The 19,653-nt window shown below is 69.1% G+C and carries 14 protein-coding genes and 1 riboswitch; of the genes, 5 read left to right on the top strand and 9 right to left on the bottom strand.

Annotated features, from left to right (window positions below; translation table 11 throughout):
* Positions 1-86 precede the first annotated feature (86 nt).
* Positions 87-1,661, bottom strand: a complete 1,575-nt coding sequence (locus QQY66_RS23995) for a YibE/F family protein (RefSeq protein ID WP_301982385.1) — start codon at positions 1,659-1,661, stop codon at positions 87-89.
* A gap of 71 nt (positions 1,662-1,732) precedes the next feature.
* Positions 1,733-1,922: riboswitch (TPP riboswitch) on the top strand.
* Between QQY66_RS23995 and thiC the strand changes: the two genes are divergently transcribed.
* A complete protein-coding gene (gene thiC, locus QQY66_RS23990) occupies positions 1,915-3,723 on the top strand; it encodes a phosphomethylpyrimidine synthase ThiC (RefSeq protein ID WP_301982384.1) in 1,809 nt (602 codons plus the stop codon). (Overlaps the previous riboswitch by 8 nt.)
* Positions 3,724-3,817: 94 nt before the next feature.
* Here thiC and QQY66_RS23985 read toward each other — a convergent pair whose 3' ends face one another.
* The 3 genes from QQY66_RS23985 to QQY66_RS23975 form a co-directional block, all read right to left on the bottom strand.
* On the bottom strand, positions 3,818-4,687 hold the full coding sequence (locus tag QQY66_RS23985; protein WP_301982383.1) for a hypothetical protein: 870 nt from the start codon (positions 4,685-4,687) through the stop codon (positions 3,818-3,820).
* 193 nt (positions 4,688-4,880) lie between these two features.
* The gene (locus QQY66_RS23980; protein ID WP_301987472.1) at positions 4,881-5,978 is read right to left on the bottom strand and encodes a metallophosphoesterase; all 1,098 of its coding nucleotides are present in this window, start codon (positions 5,976-5,978) and stop codon (positions 4,881-4,883) included.
* A gap of 185 nt (positions 5,979-6,163) precedes the next feature.
* Positions 6,164-7,276, bottom strand: coding sequence for a LacI family DNA-binding transcriptional regulator (locus QQY66_RS23975; RefSeq protein ID WP_301982382.1), 1,113 nt, complete (start codon positions 7,274-7,276; stop codon positions 6,164-6,166).
* Between the two features lie 441 nt (positions 7,277-7,717).
* On the opposite strand from QQY66_RS23975, the gene hisC reads away from it, so the two are divergent.
* On the top strand, positions 7,718-8,797 hold the full coding sequence (gene hisC, locus QQY66_RS23970; protein ID WP_301982381.1) for a histidinol-phosphate transaminase: 1,080 nt from the start codon (positions 7,718-7,720) through the stop codon (positions 8,795-8,797).
* A gap of 50 nt (positions 8,798-8,847) precedes the next feature.
* On the opposite strand, the gene QQY66_RS23965 is transcribed toward hisC, so the two are convergent.
* A complete protein-coding gene (locus QQY66_RS23965) occupies positions 8,848-10,080 on the bottom strand; it encodes an MFS transporter (protein ID WP_301982380.1) in 1,233 nt (410 codons plus the stop codon).
* 371 nt (positions 10,081-10,451) lie between these two features.
* Here QQY66_RS23965 and QQY66_RS23960 point away from each other — a divergent pair, with 371 nt between their 5' ends.
* The 3 genes from QQY66_RS23960 to cydD all read left to right on the top strand — a co-directional run bounded on the left by QQY66_RS23960 (position 10,452) and on the right by cydD (position 16,574).
* Entirely contained in the window at positions 10,452-11,960 is a 1,509-nt protein-coding gene (locus QQY66_RS23960; RefSeq protein WP_301982379.1) for a cytochrome ubiquinol oxidase subunit I, read from the top strand.
* Positions 11,961-11,980: 20 nt separating this feature from the next.
* Entirely contained in the window at positions 11,981-13,000 is a 1,020-nt protein-coding gene (gene cydB, locus QQY66_RS23955; protein WP_301982378.1) for a cytochrome d ubiquinol oxidase subunit II, read from the top strand.
* Between the two features lie 70 nt (positions 13,001-13,070).
* On the top strand, positions 13,071-16,574 hold the full coding sequence (gene cydD / locus QQY66_RS23950) for a thiol reductant ABC exporter subunit CydD (RefSeq protein ID WP_301982377.1): 3,504 nt from the start codon (positions 13,071-13,073) through the stop codon (positions 16,572-16,574).
* Positions 16,575-16,638: 64 nt separating this feature from the next.
* On the opposite strand, the gene QQY66_RS23945 is transcribed toward cydD, so the two are convergent.
* The 4 genes from QQY66_RS23945 to QQY66_RS23930 form a co-directional block, all read right to left on the bottom strand.
* The gene (locus QQY66_RS23945) at positions 16,639-17,526 is read right to left on the bottom strand and encodes an HAD hydrolase family protein (protein WP_301982376.1); all 888 of its coding nucleotides are present in this window, start codon (positions 17,524-17,526) and stop codon (positions 16,639-16,641) included.
* Between the two features lie 96 nt (positions 17,527-17,622).
* Complete coding sequence (locus tag QQY66_RS23940; RefSeq protein ID WP_301982375.1) at positions 17,623-18,525, bottom strand: LLM class flavin-dependent oxidoreductase; 903 nt, start codon at positions 18,523-18,525, stop codon at positions 17,623-17,625.
* 41 nt (positions 18,526-18,566) lie between these two features.
* A complete protein-coding gene (locus tag QQY66_RS23935) occupies positions 18,567-19,025 on the bottom strand; it encodes a hypothetical protein (protein ID WP_301982374.1) in 459 nt (152 codons plus the stop codon).
* A 13-nt stretch (positions 19,026-19,038) separates the two neighbouring features.
* Positions 19,039-19,587, bottom strand: coding sequence for an RNA 2'-phosphotransferase (locus QQY66_RS23930; protein ID WP_301982373.1), 549 nt, complete (start codon positions 19,585-19,587; stop codon positions 19,039-19,041).
* Positions 19,588-19,653 lie beyond the last annotated feature (66 nt).

Raw genomic sequence — 19,653 nt, 5'->3', positions numbered from 1 at the left:
AGGAACGCTTTTGCGAGGCGGGTCGGGGCGAGCGATTGCGGGCTCAGTAGTCGCCGGTGGTGACCGGCTCCCGGTGGCCGCTCCCCTCACCGCTTGCGGCGCCGCCCCCTCCCGCCTCGTGTCGGAGCCGCGACAGTCGCCCCGGACGGAGCGGCCTGCTCTCCTCCCTGGCGGTCGGCCGAGACCATCAGCGCCGCGAGTGCGGTGGTGACCGGCACCGACGCGACCAGGCCGATCGAGCCCACCAGCGTGCGCACGATCTCCTCCGCGACCAACTCGCTGTTGGCGACGGTGCCGACGCTGCTCTGCGCGATCGAGAAGAGCAGCAGCAGCGGCAGCGCGGCGCCCGCATAGGCGAGGACGAGCGTGTTGACGACCGATGCGATGTGGTCGCGGCCGATGCGGATGCCCGCGCGGTACAGCCCGCGCCAGCCCATCGTCGGGTTGGCCTCGTGCAGCTCCCAGACCGCAGACGTCTGCGTGACCGTCACGTCGTCGAGCACACCGAGCGAGCCGATGATGATGCCGGCGAGCAGCAGACCACTCATGTCGATCGACGGATAGAGGCCGTGGATCAGACCGGTGTTGTCATCCGTGTTGCCGGTGAGCGCGGCCCAGTCGATGAACAGTGAGCCCAGGATGCCGATCAGCAACAGCGAGATGAGTGTGCCGAGCACCGCCACCGAGGTTCTCGCGGACAGGCCGTGGCACAGGTACAGGGCGACCAGCATGATGGCGCTCGCCCCGATCACCGCCACGACCAGCGGGTTCGAGCCCTGCAGGATGGCGGGCAGGATGAAGAAGTTCAGCACCAGGAAGCTGATGGCCAGCGCGACCAGTGCCATGACACCCCGCAACCGTCCGACGACCACGACGGCGAGGGCGAAGATCCCGGCGAGCAGCATCATCGGAAGACGACGGTTCACATCGGTGACCGAGTACTGCAAGTCCTTGGGCGCGGAGGGCTCGTAGGCGACGACGACCTTCTGGCCCTCATGCAGCTGCCGCGACTGGTCCGGCTGCACGATCTCGGTGAACGTACGGCCCTCGTCCTTGCCCGTGTCGACCCGGATCGTCGCCTTCTTGCAGGTGCCGTTCGCCTGCTGTTGCGCCGAGGAACCCTCCGCGGTGGAGGTGTCACCGGTGGGGGTCTCACCCGAGGCGTTGACGTCCTTGCAACTGACCTCGACCACCTTGGTGACCGTGGCTTGTTGGGTCTGCCGGTCGAAGCCGACCCCGGTGCGCTCGTGCGGCGGCGCTCCGCCGGGCCACAGCACTGCGAGCCCTACGATCACGGCCGCGGCGAACGGGATGAGAATCGCCGCGATGATCTTGCGCAGGTGCTGCGAGACGGGCGCCGCCGGACCGTGACTGTGTGAGTGGCCATGCCCGCCACCGCCACCGCCGCCGCCCCCGGGCCCGTGTCCGCTCCCGCCGCCGTGATCGTGGCCGCCACCGGCACCCGAACTCTGGTCGGGTCCGGCGTCGGAGGCGGGCCCGTGCTCATGCCAGTCGCCGGATCTGGTTCCGGCTCCAGTCTCGCGACCGCCGCCGGAAACAGGCCCGTTTCCACGGCTGTTGCCGTTCGCGGGGCCGCTTCCGGAGCCGGGGCCGCGGGGCGGCTCGGGCGGTGGGTACGGGGACTGTTGTGTCGTGGTCACCGCCCGATCATCGCAAGAACGACCGGGGCCCACTGTTCAGCGCGCCCGAATTGACGCTAGCGTGTAGGCACCTTTGTACACGCGGGAGCTCGGAGCACCGGGCTGAGAGGGCGCTGACCTCCGTCTTCGCAATGTTTCACGTGGAACGTCATCGGAATCGAGTGATGTTCCCCATGAAAAGCCGGCAGACGGAAACCGCTGCGTCGACCGCTGAACCTGTTACCGGGTAATGCCGGCGTAGGGAGTAGGTCTCATGACCATCAAGGACACACGCACGCCCGCCTCCACGCAGAACGCGACGGACGTTCCGTCGCCGACTCCAACCAGCGGGGAGGCCGCCAAGTCCATCGGCTGGCACAAGGCGTACATCGAGGGCTCACGCTCTGATCTGCGCGTGCCGGTCCGCCAGGTGCATCTCACCAACGGGCAGTCGGTCACGCTGTACGACACTTCCGGCCCGTACACCGATCCGCTCGTCGACACCGACGTCCGCCGGGGGCTGGTCCCGCTGCGAGAGAACTGGATCATCGCCCGCGGCGACACCGAGGAGTACGCGGGCCGTCCCGTCCGTCCCGAGGACGACGGCGTCAAGCACACCTCGCCGCGCGGCGGCCTGCGCAATCTCGACGCGGTCTTCCCCGGACGGCCACGTCAGCCGCGCCGCAGCCGCGACGACAAGGCCGTCACCCAGCTCGCCTACGCGCGCCGGGGCGAGATCACGCCCGAGATGGAGTTCGTGGCCGTCCGGGAGGATGTTTCGCCCGAGGTGGTCCGTGAGGAGATCGCGGCGGGCCGGGCCGTGCTGCCCGCGAACGTCAACCACCCGGAGATCGAGCCGATGATCATCGGCAAGCGATTCCTGGTGAAGGTCAACGCCAACATCGGCAACTCCGCGGTGACGTCCTCCATCGAGGAGGAGGTCGAGAAGATGACCTGGGCGACCCGATGGGGCGCCGACACGGTCATGGACCTGTCCACCGGCCGCAATATCCACACGACCCGTGAGTGGGTGCTGCGCAACTCCCCCGTCCCCATCGGCACGGTCCCCCTCTACCAGGCCCTGGAGAAGGTCGACGGCCGTGCCGAGGAGCTGACCTGGGAGATCTACAAGGACACGGTCATCGAACAGGCCGAACAGGGCGTGGACTACATGACCGTCCACGCGGGCGTCCGCCTGCCTTTCGTACCGCTCACCGCCAACCGCAAGACCGGCATCGTCTCGCGCGGTGGCTCGATCATGGCGGCGTGGTGCCTGGCGCACCACAAGGAATCGTTCCTCTATGAGAACTTCGAGGAACTCTGCGAGATCCTCGCCGCGTTCGACGTCACGTACTCGCTCGGCGACGGACTGCGGCCCGGCTCGATCGCGGACGCCAACGACGAGGCGCAGTTCGCGGAACTCCGAACTCTCGGGGAACTCAACCAGATCGCGAAGCGTTTCAACGTACAGACCATGATCGAGGGCCCGGGACATGTCCCGATGCACAAGATCAAGGAGAACATCGACCTTCAGCAGGAGATCTGTGATGAAGCTCCGTTCTATACGCTCGGCCCGCTGACGACGGACGTCGCGCCGGCGTACGACCACATCACTTCCGGCATTGGTGCCGCGATGATCGCCTGGTGGGGCACGGCCATGCTCTGCTATGTCACGCCCAAGGAGCACTTGGGCCTGCCCAATCGTGACGACGTCAAGACCGGCGTCATCACCTACAAGATCGCCGCCCACGCAGCCGACCTCGCCAAGGGGCACCCCGGTGCACAGGAGTGGGACGACGCGCTGTCCGACGCACGCTTCGAGTTCCGGTGGGAGGACCAGTTCAACCTCGCCCTCGACCCGGACACGGCCCGGGAGTTCCACGACGAGACCTTGCCGGCCGAGCCGGCCAAGACCGCTCACTTCTGCTCGATGTGCGGGCCGAAGTTCTGCTCGATGAAGATCTCACAGGACATCCGCCGTGAGCACGGCAGCACCAAGTCGGAGATCGAGGAGGGTATGGCCCAGAAGTCGAAGGAGTTCGCTGACGCGGGCAACCGTGTGTATCTGCCGATCGCGAACTGACGTCGGCGTCCGGAACAGGCCGTCCGTAGCCCCGTGTTCGGCTTGCGCTCCCCTCCGTGGGGGCGCAAGCCGAGGGGCGTCATGCCGGAGCGGGCTACTCCGGCTGGTGCTCCGGGCCTCCGAAGTCCGGGCTGGTGTAGTCCGGGCTGCTGAAGCTCGGGCGGTGGCCCGGGGCGGGGCCGTCGTCGGGGCTGCTGAAGCCCGGGCGGTTGTAGCCGAGGTGCGGGATGCGGCTGGTGGTCGCCTGTGGTGCCGTACGGTGCAGTGCCGCGGCGGCGCCGGGTTCGGCCAGTGCGTCTCGCAGGAACGGCAGGATGCCGCGTTCCAGCAGGGCCTCGCGCCAGGCTTCCCTGGCCCTGGCCACCTCCCCGCTCAGCTTGCCGTAAGGGCCGGTGTCGAGCGAGGGCCTGTTGCGCAGGGCGGTGATCAGCAGCCCGACTGCGGCGACAAGGATCGCGATCGCGGTCACGGCGCCGAACACCCATCCGGTGGTCAGCATGGTCTGGGCGAACTCCGGCACGGGGTCCAGCATCTTCAGGATGTAGCCCACGAGCAGGAAGATCGCCGCTGCGGTTCCGGCGAGGACGGGTGCCAGGACCGCGGCGACGGCGACGGCGCCCGCGCCGGCGGTCTCGGCGACCTCGCCCATGGTGGCGGCGAGCCCCACCGTGTTCGCGGCCGGCTCCGTGGAACCGGATTCGCGGACGGACGACGGGGTGGACGGCGCCGGCTGGCGCAGTTCCTCGCGGACCTTCACGTAGTGCTGGTACTCGGTGGCCGCCGCCGCGGTGATGAGTGCGGAGGCGTTGAGAGCCATGGTGCGCAGCTGTTCGGGGTTGAGCCGCTGTCCGACAGCGGTCAGTTCAGGGCGGTGTGGGGCGGAGCGCAGCGCCTCATCGAGGATCCGCTCGTATTCCTGGCGGTCCTCGCTCAGCAGGTGCTGCGGAACGCTGTTCATGTGCATCCCCCGATGCTCCGTAGGGCTTGGGGCTCGCACGCTGACGAGCCGTATGGCAGAAACGGAGGGGAGCCTGCTACGGATAAGCCGATGGTAGAGCGGTGACGGCACACGGTGACAGGGGGTTTCCAAAAATTGCCCCTTGGCCTGCGCCGTCTCCGGTAGTACCTCCGTGACGGGACGCCTGCCCTGTGAACGCTCAGATATCCAGAGGAAGTTGCTGGACCAGCAGCTTTCCGGCCATGGTCACTCCGCCGTCCATCGCGATGGCGAGCCCGTCGGCGTAGACGTGCGGTCCCTCGACATGGGGACCGGCCTCGTCCTCGTCGTCCTCGGAGCCGACTTCGCCGAGGAGGTACGGAATGGGGCTGTGGCCGTGAACGATGCGGGTGCCGCCGTACGTATCGAGCAGTGAACGCACATGGTCGGCGCCGCCCTCGTCGCGGAAGGAGAAGCGCTTGGTGAACTTGCGGAAGAGATCCCAGACTTCGTCGGCGTCATTGCGTGTGAGCGTCTCGCGGACGGTGTCGTTGACCGCCTCGATCGAGTCACCGTAGTCGAGATAGGCGGTGGTGTCCGAGTGGACGAGCAGATGGCCGTCGACCTCTTCCATGGCGTCCAGCCGGGCCATCCACTGCAGGTGGTGGTCCTGAAGACGGTCCATGTCGGTCTTCTGGCCGCCGTTGAGCAGCCAGGCGGCCTGGAAGGTGGCAGTGCCCGCGCCGGAGTTGACGGGAGTGTCGCCGAACCGCTTGGCGCCGATGAGGAGCAGCTCGTGGTTGCCCATGAGGGCCTTGCAGTAGCCGCCCGCCGCGGCGGCCTCGGCGGACAGCCGCATCACGAGGTCGATGACGCCGATGCCGTCCGGGCCGCGGTCGGTGAAGTCGCCGAGGAACCACAGCCGGGTGGTGCCCGCGCACCAGTTGCCCCCGGTGTCGATGAGGCCCTTCTCCTGGAGGGCGGCCACCAACTCGTCGAGATAGCCGTGGACGTCTCCGACGACATACAGCGGACCGGGCCCGGCAGTCGACTGCGGGGCCGGCTCGGACACGGGGTCGACGGTCACCTGAAGCGTGTCACCGCGGTTGATGACGGGGAGGTCGCGCTGCGTGGGTGTGTAGCCGTCCGGGTAGTCCACAGGCTTCTCGACGGGGCTGACGGCCTCGCCGGGGTGCATGCTGTGGACGTACGGACCGGTCTCGTGGACATACGCGGGTACCCGGAAGTCGCGCAACGTCGCCGTCCGTTCCACCTCGGGTCCCTGACCGGCCCCCTGAGTCATCGACCCCTCCACCATCGCGCCGCAGCTGCACCGCATCGGACTGCCTGGTCGCAGCGGCCCGCGGTGTCGTGGGCCCATCATAGGAATGCGGATCGCGCCATGTGATGACCCAGGGGTGGTGAATCAGCGCAAGACTCCAGTTCATCGCGGCTTTCGCCCCGATTGGGCCGGGCTTTGCCCGCCGGGCGACCGCCCTTGTCCTACTCCTTCTTGGGCGACCGCGGCGGGCTGACGGTCGTCCGCGGCGGCCGTCGCTGGGACGACGTGCGCACGATCAGCTCGGTCGGTATCACCTGCTCGACCGGTTGGTCCGAATCGACCCCCTCGATGGCGTCGATGAGGAGTTGGACCACCGCCGTGCCGATGCGGCGCGGCTTCAGGGAGAGCGTGGTGATGGGCGGCTCGGTGTTGGCGTACACCGTGGACTCGCTGCAGCAGACCAGAAGCAGGTCGTCCGGTACGCGCAGTCCGTAGCGCCGGGCGGCGGCGAGCAGGTCGGTGCCGTTCGGGTCGAACAGGCCGTAGACGGCGTCGGGCCGGTCGGGGCGGGCGAGCAGCCGGTCGGCGGCGACGGCGCCCGCGCATGGATCGTGCGCCGGGTAGGCCTCGTACACCGGATCCTGTCCGACCCGTTCGCACCAGCGCAGATACGCCGTGGTCGACAGATGGGTGTACGTGTCCGTCGACGTCCCGGTCAGCAGGCCGATGCGGCGGGCCCCGGCGTCGGCCAGGTGGTCGAGGATGCCCATGACCGCGGCCTCGTGGTCGTTGTCGACCCACGCCGTGACCGGCAGTGACCCCGCCGGGCGGCCGTCGGAGACGACCGGTAAACCCTGCCGGACCAGCTCGCTGACGACCGGGTCCTGGTCGGACGGGTCGATCACGACCGTGCCGTCCAGGGCGACGTTCGACCACACGTCGTGGCGGGAGGTCGCGGGGAGGATCACGAGGGCGTAGCCGCGGGCGAGCGCGGCCGAGGTGGCGGCTCTGGCCATCTCAGCGAAGTACGCGAACTCGGTGAAGGTGAAAGGTTCATCCCCGTATGTCGTCACGGTCAGGCCGATAAGCCCTGACTTGCCGGTACGGAGGGTTCGGGCCGCGGCCGACGGGCGATAACCCAGTCGGTCGGCAACCTCGCGGACATGGCGTCGGGTGGCGTCCGGGAGCCGGCCCTTGCCGTTGAGGGCGTCGGAGACGGTCGTGATGGAGACTCCGGCGGCGGCGGCTACGTCTCTGATGCCCGCCCGGCCCGGCCGACTGCCTCGACGTGAGGTTTCCGCGCGGCTCACCTGGTGCTTCCCTGCTGCTGTCATGGCGAGCCGATAGTAGGGCTCATGCGGTGGGGTAGTGCGGACGCATATGCACCCGTTGACAGGCACGTTTCTGCAAGGTCATAGGCCGTCAATTTCCTTTGAAAACGAGGAAGTTGGGCGCTTTCACGCCAGCACGTAACTTGTCGGCGTGTGCATACCTGCCAAGTAGCCGATGTTTCGAAGAGGTCTCAACTCACCTTCACGGGTGATGCGCGCTACCGCGCGAGCCACCGGCGCATAGATATATGTGTGAGCGCCCCAGAATTCGCACACCTTCGTACAGTGATGCCCCTGATGTCAGTGGGGCAGATGGGATTGGCTCCTCCCGGCTGCACGAGGTGGCCGCTACCCCATACGCAGCAGCGCCGATTCCTCATAAGGTGAGAAGCATTGGAAGCCGGCGGCGGTCAGGGGCCGCCGGTGGTCGCGAGGAGGACTGCGGTGAGCGAGACCAGCCCCAAGCTGCGCGCCGAGCTGGAGGGTATCCCCACCTACAAGCCGGGGCGGCCCGCTGCCGCCGGCGGTCCGGTGGCGTACAAGCTGTCCTCCAACGAGAACCCCTATCCGCCGCTGCCCGGCGTGATGGAGAGCGTGACGGCCGCCGCCTCGTCGTTCAACCGCTACCCGGACATGGCCTGCACGGGCCTGATGAACGAGCTGTCCGAACGGTTCGCGGTCCCCGTCACCCATCTGGCCACCGGCACCGGCTCGGTCGGCGTCGCCCAGCAGCTGATCCAGTCCACCGCCGGCCCCGGCGACGAGGTGATCTACGCCTGGCGGTCCTTCGAGGCGTACCCGATCATCACGCAGGTCAGCGGCGCCACCTCGGTGCAGGTGCCGCTCACGCCGGGCGATGTGCACGACCTGGACGCGATGGCGGACGCGATCACCGACCGGACGCGGCTGGTCTTCGTCTGCAACCCCAACAACCCGACGGGCACGGTCGTACGGCGGGCCGAGCTGGAGCGTTTCCTGGAACGGGTGCCGAGCGATGTGCTCGTGGTGCTGGACGAGGCGTACCGGGAGTTCATCCGTGACGCCGAGGTGCCGGACGGTGTGGAGCTGTACCGCGACCGGCCCAATGTCTGTGTACTGCGAACGTTCTCGAAGGCGTACGGTCTGGCCGGGCTGCGCGTCGGGTTCGCGATCGCGCATGAGCCGGTGGCGGCGGCGCTGCGCAAGACGGCCGTGCCGTTCGGTGTGAGCCAGCTCGCGCAGGACGCGGCGATCGCCTCGCTGCGTGCCGAGGACGAACTGCTCGGCCGGGTCGGCTCGCTGGTGTGCGAGCGCACGCGTGTGGTCGACGGGCTGCGGGCCCAGGGTTGGACCGTGCCTGAGACCCAGGCCAACTTCGTCTGGCTGCGGCTGGGGGAGCGTACGGTCGCGTTCGCGGCGGCGTGTGAGCAGGCGGGCGTCGTCGTGCGGCCGTTCCCGGGCGAGGGCGTGCGGGTGACGGTCGGGGAGACCGAGGGAAACGACATCTTCCTGAAGGTGGCCGAAGGGTTCCGCAAGGAGTTGTAGCGGGACGCAGGGCGCGCTGGCCGCATCGCAGGCGGAGAGCTGTGTCCGCGTCAGATACGGGTGTTGGCCGCCGCGTCCGGCTCGAGCTGCTGCGCGTCGTCGCGTCGTGGCAGCAGGAGCGGGGTGGCCAGCAGCAGGAGACCGGCGATGGCGATCGCGGTGCGGGTGCCGGTGACGGCGGCCAGCAGGCCCCATACGGCGGTCATGGTCGCGGTGGCGGCCTTGCCGGTGATCGACCACGCCATCAGGGTGCGGGCGACGCGCTCCTTGGGGGTCTGCTCGAGCCGGTAGGTGGCGACCACCGGGTTGAACACCCCGATGCAGATGATCAGCCCGAACTCGACGACCATGACGAGGACGAGCCCGGCTGTGCCAGGGCCGATGAAGGCCAGTCCGAGCGGCCAGCAGGCGCGCAGCGCCCCGGCGGTGAGCATCATCCGGTGCCGGCCGAACCGGGCGGCCAACGGGCGGGCCAGCCGTGAGCCGATCAGGCCGCCGGTGCAGGGCACCGCGAAAGCGAGGGCGTACTGCCACGGTGCGAAGCCGAGCGAGCCGAGCATGAGGACGGCGAGGAGCGGTGCCGGCGCCATGATCAGGCTGTTGACCAGGACCGTGTTGAAGAACAGTGGGCGCAGCGTCGAGTGGCCGAGGATGTAGCGCCAGCCGTCGAGCAGGTCGCCCGCGCGCAGCCGCGGTCCCTCGTCGCGCACGGGGCGGGGCTCCTTGCCGCCCACCGCGCGGATCCCCAGTGCGGAGAGCAGGTAGCTCACCGCATCGGCCGTCACGGTCGTCACCGGCCCGAACAGGCCCACCGCGGCCCCGCCGAGCGGTGGTCCGAGCATGGTGGCGGTCCAGGTCGTGGATTCGAAGCGGCCGTTCGCGACCAGCAGGTCCCGCGGCTGTACGAGGCTCTTCAGGAAGGCCCCGCTCGCCGAGATGAAGGTGATGTCGGCCACTGCGACGACGACCGACACCACCACGAGCTGGGCGAAGGTGAGCAGACCGAGCGCGTACGCGGCGGGGATGCTCAGCAGCGCAGTGAACCGCACCAGGTCCATCGCGATCATCACCGGCCGTTTGCGGCGGAACTCCACCCAGGGACCGAGCGGGACCGCGACGACCGCCCCCACGGCCAGCCCCGCGGCGGCCAGCAGCGCCACCTCCGTCGGACCGGCGTCCAGGACGAGGATGGCGATCAGACGGAAGGCGTCGAAGGCGAAAAAGGTTCCGAAGGTGCTGACCGCGAATGACGCCCAGAGCCACCCGAACCGCCGATCGAGCATGCCCCCGGACCTCCTCGCTCGAGGCTCGAACGGCCTCGCCTTGACCGGCGCCATCCAAGCGTGAGGCCGGCGGGTGGGGCAAACGAGATAGTCAACGACTGCTGTCCGTCGACCAGCTCCACGCGTACGGGTCACCGTCCGGTACGGGCTTGCAAGGCGGCGCTCGTCGTCCCGTGAGATCGGGTGTGGATGTTTCACGTGGAACAGAGACGACGAGAGGGGGACCCCCTTGCGGACATCGAAAGTGGGTGCGTCATAATTGCTTGTGAATGTGAACGCGTTCACAAGCGTGTCCTGGTTCCACCCGAGATATACGGAACAAGCGGGGCAAACCGCCGCTGTGACCACGGCGACGTAAGGAGACTGACGACGTGGACCTGGCTTTGGCGCCGGAGACTTTGGCGCGATGGCAGTTCGGCATCACCACCGTCTACCACTTCCTGTTCGTCCCCCTGACCATCTCGCTGGCCGCCCTCACGGCCGGACTGCAGACCGCCTGGGTGCGCACGGAGAAGGAGAAGTACCTCAGGGCGACCAAGTTCTGGGGAAAGCTCTTCCTGATCAACATAGCGATGGGGGTGGTCACCGGCATCGTGCAGGAGTTTCAGTTCGGCATGAACTGGTCCGACTACTCCCGCTTCGTCGGTGACGTCTTCGGCGCCCCACTCGCCTTTGAGGCCCTGATCGCGTTCTTCTTCGAGTCGACCTTCATCGGCCTGTGGATCTTCGGCTGGGACAAGCTGCCGAAGAAGCTCCACCTGGCCTGCATGTGGATGGTGTCGATCGGCACGATCCTGTCCGCGTACTTCATCCTGGCTGCCAACTCATGGATGCAGCACCCGGTCGGCTACAAGATCAACGAGGCGAAGGGGCGGGCCGAACTCACCGACTTCTGGCTGGTGCTGACCCAGAACACCGCGCTCGCCCAGGCCTTCCACACGCTCTCCGCCGCCTTCCTCACCGGCGGTGCCTTCATGGTCGGCATCTCCGCCTTCCATCTGCTCCGCAAGAAGCACATCCGTGAGATGAAGACCTCGCTGCGGCTCGGACTGGTCACCGTCGCGATCGGCGGCCTGCTCACCGCCATCAGCGGCGACACGCTCGGCAAGATCATGTACGAGCAGCAGCCGATGAAGATGGCCGCGGCCGAGGCGCTGTGGGACGGCGAGGCGCCGGCCCCCTTCTCGGTCTTCGCCTACGGCGATGTGGAGAAGGGCCACAACAAGGTCGCCATAGAGATCCCGGGCCTGCTGTCCTTCCTGGCCAAGGACGACTTCACCTCGTACGTCCCCGGCATCAACGACGTCCAGAAGGCCGAGCAGGAGAAGTTCGGGCCCGGCGACTACCGGCCCAACATCCCGGTCGCCTACTGGGGCTTCCGCTGGATGATCGGGTTCGGCATGACCTCCTTCACCATCGGCCTGATCGGACTCTGGCTGACCCGCAAGAAGTTCCTGCTGCCGCGGCATCTGCGGGTGGGCGATGACGAGGTGCCGCATCTCGTGCTGTTCCGGAAGAAGCCGCTCGGCCCGACGCTCACCAAGTGGTACTGGCGCATCGCCATCTGGACCCTGGCCTTCCCGCTGATCGCCAACTCCTGGGGCTGGATCTTCACCGAGATGGGCCGCCAGCCGTGGGTCGTCTACGGCGTCCTGCAGACCCGTGACGCGGTCTCCCCCGGCGTCTCCCAGGGCGAGGTCCTCACCTCGATGATCGTCTTCACCACCCTGTACGCGATCCTCGCCGTCATCGAGGTCAAGCTGCTCGCGAAGTACATCAAGGCCGGCCCGCCCGAGCTCACCGAGGCCGACCTGAATCCGCCCACGAAGATCGGCGGCGACTCCCGTGACGCCGACAAGCCGATGGCCTTCTCGTACTAGGCCGAGGGAGCTGCACAGTCATGGAACTTCACGACGTCTGGTTCGTCCTCATCGCCGTCCTGTGGACCGGCTACTTCTTCCTGGAGGGGTTCGACTTCGGGGTCGGCATCCTCACCAAGCTGCTGGCGCGGGACCGGCCCGAGCGGCGGGTGCTGATCAACACCATCGGGCCCGTCTGGGACGGCAACGAGGTGTGGCTGCTCACGGCGGGTGGCGCGACCTTCGCCGCCTTCCCCGAGTGGTACGCCACGCTCTTCTCCGGCTTCTATCTGCCGCTGCTGCTCATCCTGGTCTGCCTGATCGTGCGAGGCGTTGCCTTCGAGTACCGGGCGAAGCGGCCCGAGGAGAACTGGCAGCGCAACTGGGAGACCGCGATCTTCTGGACCTCGCTGATCCCGGCGTTCCTGTGGGGTGTGGCCTTCGGCAACATCGTGGGGGGTGTGAAGATCGACCAGGACTTCAACTACGTAGGCACCTTCTGGGACCTGCTCAACCCGTACGCCCTTCTCGGGGGGCTGGTGACCCTGACGCTGTTCACCTTCCACGGTGCGGTGTTCACGGCGCTCAAGACCGTCGGGGACATCCGGGTGCGGGCACGGAAGCTGGCTCTGCAAGTCGGCCTCGTCACCGCTGTGTTGGTGTCGATCTTCCTGCTCTGGACGCAGGTCGACAGTGGTGACGGTCAGAGCCTGGTCGCCCTGATCGTGGCGGTGGCCTCGCTGGTCGGGGCGCTGATGGCGAATCAGGCGGGGCGTGAGGGCTGGTCGTTCGCCCTGTCCGGGATCACGATCGTGGCCTCGGTGGCGATGCTCTTCCTGTCGCTCTTCCCGGACGTCATGCCGTCCTCCCTCAATGAGGACTGGAGCCTCACGGTCACCAATGCCTCGTCGAGCCCGTACACGCTGAAGATCATGACCTGGTGCGCGGCGATCGCGACGCCGATCGTGGTGCTCTACCAGTCGTGGACGTACTGGGTGTTCCGCAAGCGGATCGGTACGCAGCACATCGCCGCCGACGCTGCTGCCGGGGCAGTGCACTGAGTCCGAATTGGGGCATGTTTCACGTGAAACATGCCCCCATGAGACCTCTTGAGAAGAGGGTGTGTTTCACGTGAAACCGATCGACCCGAGACTGCTCCGGTACGCCCGCGCCACCCGGCTCTTTCTGCTGGCCGTCGTCGGCCTGGGTGCCGTCGGAGCGGCGCTGGTCATCGCGCAGGCCATGCTCATCGCCGAGGTAGTGGTCGGTGCGTTCCAGCACGGGCTGTCGGTCGGTGAACTCAGCACTCCCCTGCTGCTGTTGGTGGCCGTCGCCGTCGGCCGCGCCACTGTCGCCTGGCTCACCGAGCTGGCCGCCCATCGGGCGAGTGCGGCGGTGAAGTCGGAGCTGCGGGGGCGGCTGCTGGAACGGGCCGGGGCGTTGGGACCGGGCTGGCTGAGCGGACAGCGGACCGGCTCGCTGGTCGCCCTTGCCACCCGCGGAGTCGACGCCCTCGACGACTACTTCTCGCGCTATCTGCCGCAGTTGGGGTTGGCGGTCGTCGTTCCTGTCGCGGTGCTGGCCCGGATCGTCACCGAAGACTGGGTCTCTGCCGCGATCATCGTCGGCACCCTGCCCCTCATCCCGATCTTCATGATGCTGATCGGCTGGGCCACGCAGGCCCGGATGGACCGTCAATGGCAGCTGCTGTCCCGGCTGTCCGGACACTTCCTGGACGTCGTCGCCGGGCTGCCCACCCTGAAGGTGTTCGGGCGGGCCAAGGCACAGGCCGACTCGATCCGGCGCATCACCGGCGAGTACCGGCAGGCGACCATGCGCACCCTGCGGATCGCGTTCCTCTCCTCCTTCGCTCTGGAACTGCTCGCCACCATCTCCGTGGCCCTGGTCGCGGTGACGATCGGCATGCGGCTCGTCCACGGCGAGATGGACCTCTACATCGGTCTGGTCATCCTGGTGCTCGCACCCGAGGCCTATCTGCCGCTGCGACAAGTGGGGGCGCAGTACCACGCCGCGGCGGAGGGGCTTGCGGCCGCCGAGGAGATCTTTGCGGTGCTGGAGACGCCGGTGCCGGCGTCGGGAAGCGCTGCCGTGCCGACCGGGCCGGTGCGTTTCGAGGGCGTCACCGTCCGGTACTCCGGCCGGTCCATGGACGCCGTGTCCGAGGCGTCCTTCGCCGTCGAGCCCGGGGAGACGGTCGCTCTTGTCGGGCCGAGCGGCGCCGGCAAGTCGACGTTGCTGCACGTCCTGCTGGGGTTCGTACGACCCACTGAGGGGCGTGTGTTGCTCGGGGGAGTCGATCTCGCCGAGGTCGACCTGGAGGAGTGGCGGTCGCGGATCGCCTGGGTGCCGCAGCGGCCCCATCTGTACGCCGGGACGATCGCGGAGAACGTACGGCTGGCGCGTCCCGACGCGGACGACACGGACGTACGGCAGGCGCTTCGGGACGCGGGAGCCCTGAAGTTCGTGGACGCGCTGCCCCAGGGCCTGGAAACCCTGCTCGGCGAGGACGGGGCCGGGCTCTCCGCCGGTCAGCGGCAGCGGCTCGCGCTCGCCCGGGCCTTCCTCGCGGACCGGCCTGTGCTCCTGCTCGATGAGCCGACGGCCGCGCTGGACGGGGAGACCGAGGGCGAGGTCGTGGAGGCGGTGCGGCGCCTGGCCGTGGGACGGACGGTGCTGCTCGTGGTGCATCGGCCGGCGTTGCTGGGGGTCGCGGACCGGGTGGTGCGGCTGGAAGAAGCCACGGCCTACGCTCCCGCGGAGGCGGAGGCGGAGGCCGCGTCGAAGGGAGCGGCGACCCACCGCATCGAGGAAGCAGCGGCGGACGACCTCGTCGCCGAGCCGGAAACGGAGGTCCCGACGACCGCCGGCGGTGTGCTCGCCCGCGTCCGCGCCATGGCCCGCGCCCACCGCGGACGTCTCGCTCTTGCCCTGCTGCTCGGAAGCCTCGCCCTCGGGAGCGCCGTCGGGCTCATGGCCACCTCTGGGTGGCTCATCTCGCGGGCCTCGCAGCAGCCGCCGGTGCTGTATCTGATGGTCGCGGTGACGGCGACGCGGGCCTTCGGTATCGGGCGCGCCGTTTTCCGGTATGCCGAGCGGCTGGTGTCGCACGACGCCGTGCTGCGGATGCTGGCCGATACGCGGGTCGCCGTGTACCGGCGGCTGGAGCGGCTGGCGCCCGCGGGACTGCGCCGGACCCGGCGGGGCGACCTGCTGTCGCGGCTCGTCTCCGACGTGGACGCCCTGCAGGACTACTGGCTGCGCTGGCTGCTGCCCGCCGGTGCCGCCGCCGCCGTGTCCGCCGCCTCGGTCGGATTCACGGCCTGGCTGCTGCCCGAGGCCGGTGCCGCGCTCGCCGTCGGGCTGCTGGCGGCCGGAGCCGGTGTCCCGCTGCTCACCGGAGCCGTCGCCCGGCGAGCGGAGCGCAGACTGGCCCCCGCCCGTGGAGTGCTGGCAACCCGTGTGGCCGATCTGCTCACCGGCACCGCCGAGTTGACCGTCGCCGGCGCGCTGGCCGCGCGTACCGCCGGGGTACGGCGGGCCGACGGCACGCTCACCCGGATCGCCTCGCGCGCCGCCACCGCCACCGCGCTCGGCGACGGGCTCACCGCGCTCGTCTCCGGCCTGACCGTCGCCGCCACCGCCCTCGTGGGCGCCCAGGCGGTCGCCGACGGCCGCCTGGGTGGCATCGCGATGGCCGTCGTCGTCCTCACCCCGCTGGCCGCCTTCGAGGCCGTGCTCGGCATGCCGCTGGCCGTCCGGTTCCGGCAGCGGGTGGGCAGGAGCGCGGAGCGCGTGTACGACGTACTGGACGCGCCCGAGCCCGTACAAGAGCCGGAGCGGCCCCGGCAGGCGCCCGCGTCGCCGTTCCCGGTTGTCGTCAGGGGCCTGGCCGCCCGGCACACGGGGCAGGAGCGTGACGCCCTCGTCGGACTCGACCTGACGCTGGCGGAGGGGCGCCGGGTCGCCGTGGTCGGCCCGTCCGGGTCCGGCAAGACGACGCTCGCGCAGGTGCTGCTGCGCTTCCTGGACGCGGACGCGGGCTCGTACACGCTGGGCGGCGTGGACGCGGGCGCGCTGGACGGCGACGACGTACGGCGGCTCGTCGGGCTGTGTGCCCAGGACGCGCACCTCTTCGACAGCTCGGTGCGCGAGAACCTGCTGCTCGCCAGGAAGGACGCCACCGAGGGCGAACTGCGCGACGCCCTGAAGCGGGCCCGGCTGCTGGACTGGGCCGACAGCCTGCCCGACGGGCTCGACACCCTGGTCGGCGAGCACGGGGCGCGGCTGTCCGGCGGGCAGCGGCAGCGGCTCGCGCTGGCCCGTGCACTGCTCGCCGACTTCCCGGTGCTGGTGCTCGACGAGCCCGCCGAGCATCTCGACCTGCCGACGGCGGATGCGCTCACCGCCGATCTGCTGGCCGCCACCGAGGGCCGTACGACACTGCTCATCACGCATCGGCTGGCCGGTCTGGAGACGGTGGACGAGGTGATCGTGCTGGAGGAGGGGTGCGTGGCGCAGCGGGGCACGTATGCGGAGCTGGCCGTGGTGGAAGGGCCGCTGCGGCGGATGGCGGAGCGGGAGGCGGAGTCGGAGCTGCTGGTCGGCGTGCACTAGCGGAGTGCTGATCCGCCGGCTCTCCACAGCAGCATTTAAGGGGCGTGCGCCTGGACGACGCCCGTTACAGCCGCTCAGCCAGCATCTGTTCGATCACGACCGCCACCCCGTCCTCGTTGTTGGCGACCGTCCGCCCCGAGGCGGCCGCGATCACATCCGGGTGCGCATTGCCCATCGCATACGACTGGCCCGCCCAGGTGAGCATCTCGACGTCGTTCGGCATGTCGCCGAACGCGACGACCTCCTCGTGGGAGATGCCGCGCTCGGCACAGCACAGGGCGAGCGTGCTGGCCTTGGAGACACCTGGGCCGCTGAGCTCCAGCAGAGCGCTGGGGCTGGACCGGGTGACGTTGGCACGGTCGCCGACAGCGAGGCGGGCGAGAGTCAGGAAGGCGTCCGGATCGATCTCGGGGTGATACGCGAGGATCTTGAGGACCGGCTCATCGGCACCGGGACCGTCAGTGGCCAGCAGCTGCTCGGCCGGCGCCAGGTTGTCCGGGACCTCCATGTGCAGCTTGGGATAGTCCGGCTCCTGGTGGAAGCCATACGTCTGCTCGACCGCGTACACCGTGCCGGGCGCCGCCTCACGCAGCAGTCGTACGGCGTCCAGCGCGTTGGGCCGCGTCAGCTCCCGCACCTTCACGAACCGGTGGGCGCCGGGGCCGCCGTGCAGGTCGACCACCGCGGCACCGTTTCCGCAGATCGCCAGCCCGTGACCATGGACGTGGTCACTGACGACGTCCATCCAGCGGGCCGGACGGCCCGTGACGAAGAAGACCTCGATACCCGCCTCCTCGGCGGCGGCCAGAGCGGCGACCGTACGCGGGGAGACCGACTTGTCGTCGCGCAACAGGGTGCCGTCGAGATCGGTCGCGATCAGGCGCGGCGGGACAGTGGTGGCCGGGGTCTCGGGCTGTCTGGTCGCTGAGGTCACCCGGCCATTCTCCCGCATATGCCTGCACGGCCGTGCGGGACTCCGCACATGTGAGTGGTGACGGCTCTCACCTGCACCCTTGCGCCCACGAGCCCTCGCCGTCGCAGCGACGGTTCAGCTGAGCTGTGCAGGCGCCTCCATGGCGATCTGCTCGAAGACCTTCTCATCGGCGGCGAAGTCCGAGTCGGGGATCGGCCAGTGGATCACGATCTCGGTGAAGCCCAGTTCCAGGTGCCGGCCCGCGAAGTCCACGAACGCGTCGAGCGACTGCAGCGGGCGGCCACGGTCCGGAGTGAAACCGGTGAGCAGGATCTTGTCGAGCCCGGACACATCACGGCCGAGGACGGCGCATGCGTCGGCGAGCTTCTCCGCCTGTCCACGAAGGGCTTGAATCGACTGTTCAGGAGTGCCGTTCTCGTACAGCTTGGGGTCGCCGGTGGTCACCCAGGCCTGCCCGTGCCGCGCGGCGAGCCGCAGCCCACGCGGCCCGGTGGCGGCCACCGCGAACGGCAGCCGGGGCCGCTGCACACAGCCCGGGATGTTGCGCGCCTCGTGCGCCGCGTAGAAGTCGCCCTCGTACGACACCGTGTCCTCGGTCAGCAGCCGGTCGAGCAGCGGTACGAACTCGGCGAACCGGTCGGCGCGCTCGCGCGGCGTCCAAGGCTCCTGGCCGAGCGCGGTGGCGTCGAAACCGGAACCGCCGGCGCCGATGCCGAGCGTGACGCGCCCGCCCGAGATGTCGTCGAGGGAGATCAGCTCCTTGGCGAGAGTCACCGGGTGCCGGAAGTTCGGCGAGGTGACCAGGGTGCCCAGCCGCAGCTGATCGGTCACGGCCGCGGCGGCGGTCAGCGTCGGCACGGCACCGAACCAGGGGCCGTCCCGGAAGCTGCGCCAGGACAGATGGTCGTAGGTGTACGCGGTGTGGAAGCCGAGCTGCTCAGCGCGCTGCCATGCCGAACGGCCGCCTTCGTGCCAGCGGCGGTAGGGGAGGATCACAGTGCTCAGACGCAGACTCATGGGTCGAGCGTATGCGGCCGACGGGGTTTCACGTGAAACGGTCACCGTACGCGGCTGCTCAGCCACGGCGTGAGGGAGATCATCTCCGTCCACTCCTTGTGCACACGGTCTCCGGGCAGCGGCACGACCAGGCGGTAGCCGGGCGGGAAGCGGCGCGCGGTGACGTACGCGAGCCCACCGAAGACAGAGCGGAGAAAGGCCGGGACGTCGTCGCGCGGGATGTCGGGGCACTCGACGCCCTCGACCGTGATCAGCGCGTCGTCCTCGGGGTAGAGGCGGACACTCACCCGGGGCGAGCCGCCGAACTCGACGTAGGCCTCGTGGGGCAGAGAGCCGTCCGGGTCGGTGGCGACGCCTATGCCCGCCGCCGTGCGGCGCGAGGTCTGGTCGGCGCCGATGTCATGGCTCACCTCGATCTCGCACGCGTACTCGGCGGCGATCTCTCGGAGCGCGGTGACGGCGGCCTCGGTGCTGGGGAGGTGGTCCATACCACTGATCATGCCGGAAGAGGGTTCAGTGCCGCTCCGGAAACCTCAGGTACTTCGGTGGTACGGCCTTCGTCAGCCACACCCCGTTCGCGCTCACCTGGAAGACATGGCCGTCCCGGTGCATGGCACCGGCGTCCACGGACAGGACGACGGGGCGGCCGCGGCGGGCGCCGACGCGGGTCGCCGTCTCGCGGTCGGCCGAGAGATGCACGTCGTGCCGGTTCATCGGGTGGAGCCCCTCGGTACGGATCGCGTCCAGGTTCCGGGCCACGGTCCCGTGGTAGAGGTACGGCGGCGGGGTGGCCGGGGACAGTCCGAGGTCGACCTCGACGCTGTGTCCCTGGCTGGCGCGGATCCGCGAGCCTTCGATCGCGAAGCGTTTCTTGTCGTTGGCGGCGACCACTTGGTCCAGTTCGTCCCGCGTGAAAGGGAAGCCGTGCGCGGCTGCCGCGGCCATCAGCGTCTCGATCTCGACCCAGCCGCCCTCGTCGAGCACGAGCCCCATCCGCTCAGGCTGATGGCGCAGATGCTTGGAGAGGTACTTCGACACCTTCACGGTGCGTCTTTCGTCCATGCCTTCAGGGTGCCGCGAGAGACGTGGATCACGCGAATGAGTTGACTCCGGATGTTTGATCCACAA

It is taken from the genome of Streptomyces sp. DG2A-72 (assembly GCF_030499575.1).
Lineage (GTDB): Bacteria > Actinomycetota > Actinomycetes > Streptomycetales > Streptomycetaceae > Streptomyces.
This window is presented reverse-complemented; position numbering and strand designations above follow the sequence as displayed.

Bases quoted from the DNA above. Each gene is read 5' to 3' on its own strand.
- thiC (WP_301982384.1), top strand. From the start codon at position 1,915: ATGACCATCAAGGACACACGCACGCCCGCCTCCACGCAGAACGCGACG.
- QQY66_RS23985 (WP_301982383.1), bottom strand. From the start codon at position 4,687: ATGCACATGAACAGCGTTCCGCAGCACCTGCTGAGCGAGGACCGCCAG.
- QQY66_RS23980 (WP_301987472.1), bottom strand. From the start codon at position 5,978: ATGGTGGAGGGGTCGATGACTCAGGGGGCCGGTCAGGGACCCGAGGTG.
- QQY66_RS23975 (WP_301982382.1), bottom strand. From the start codon at position 7,276: ATGACAGCAGCAGGGAAGCACCAGGTGAGCCGCGCGGAAACCTCACGT.
- QQY66_RS23965 (WP_301982380.1), bottom strand. From the start codon at position 10,080: ATGCTCGATCGGCGGTTCGGGTGGCTCTGGGCGTCATTCGCGGTCAGC.
- cydB (WP_301982378.1), top strand. From the start codon at position 11,981: ATGGAACTTCACGACGTCTGGTTCGTCCTCATCGCCGTCCTGTGGACC.
- QQY66_RS23945 (WP_301982376.1), bottom strand. From the start codon at position 17,526: ATGCGGGAGAATGGCCGGGTGACCTCAGCGACCAGACAGCCCGAGACC.
- QQY66_RS23940 (WP_301982375.1), bottom strand. From the start codon at position 18,525: ATGAGTCTGCGTCTGAGCACTGTGATCCTCCCCTACCGCCGCTGGCAC.
- QQY66_RS23935 (WP_301982374.1), bottom strand. From the start codon at position 19,025: ATGATCAGTGGTATGGACCACCTCCCCAGCACCGAGGCCGCCGTCACC.
- QQY66_RS23930 (WP_301982373.1), bottom strand. From the start codon at position 19,587: ATGGACGAAAGACGCACCGTGAAGGTGTCGAAGTACCTCTCCAAGCAT.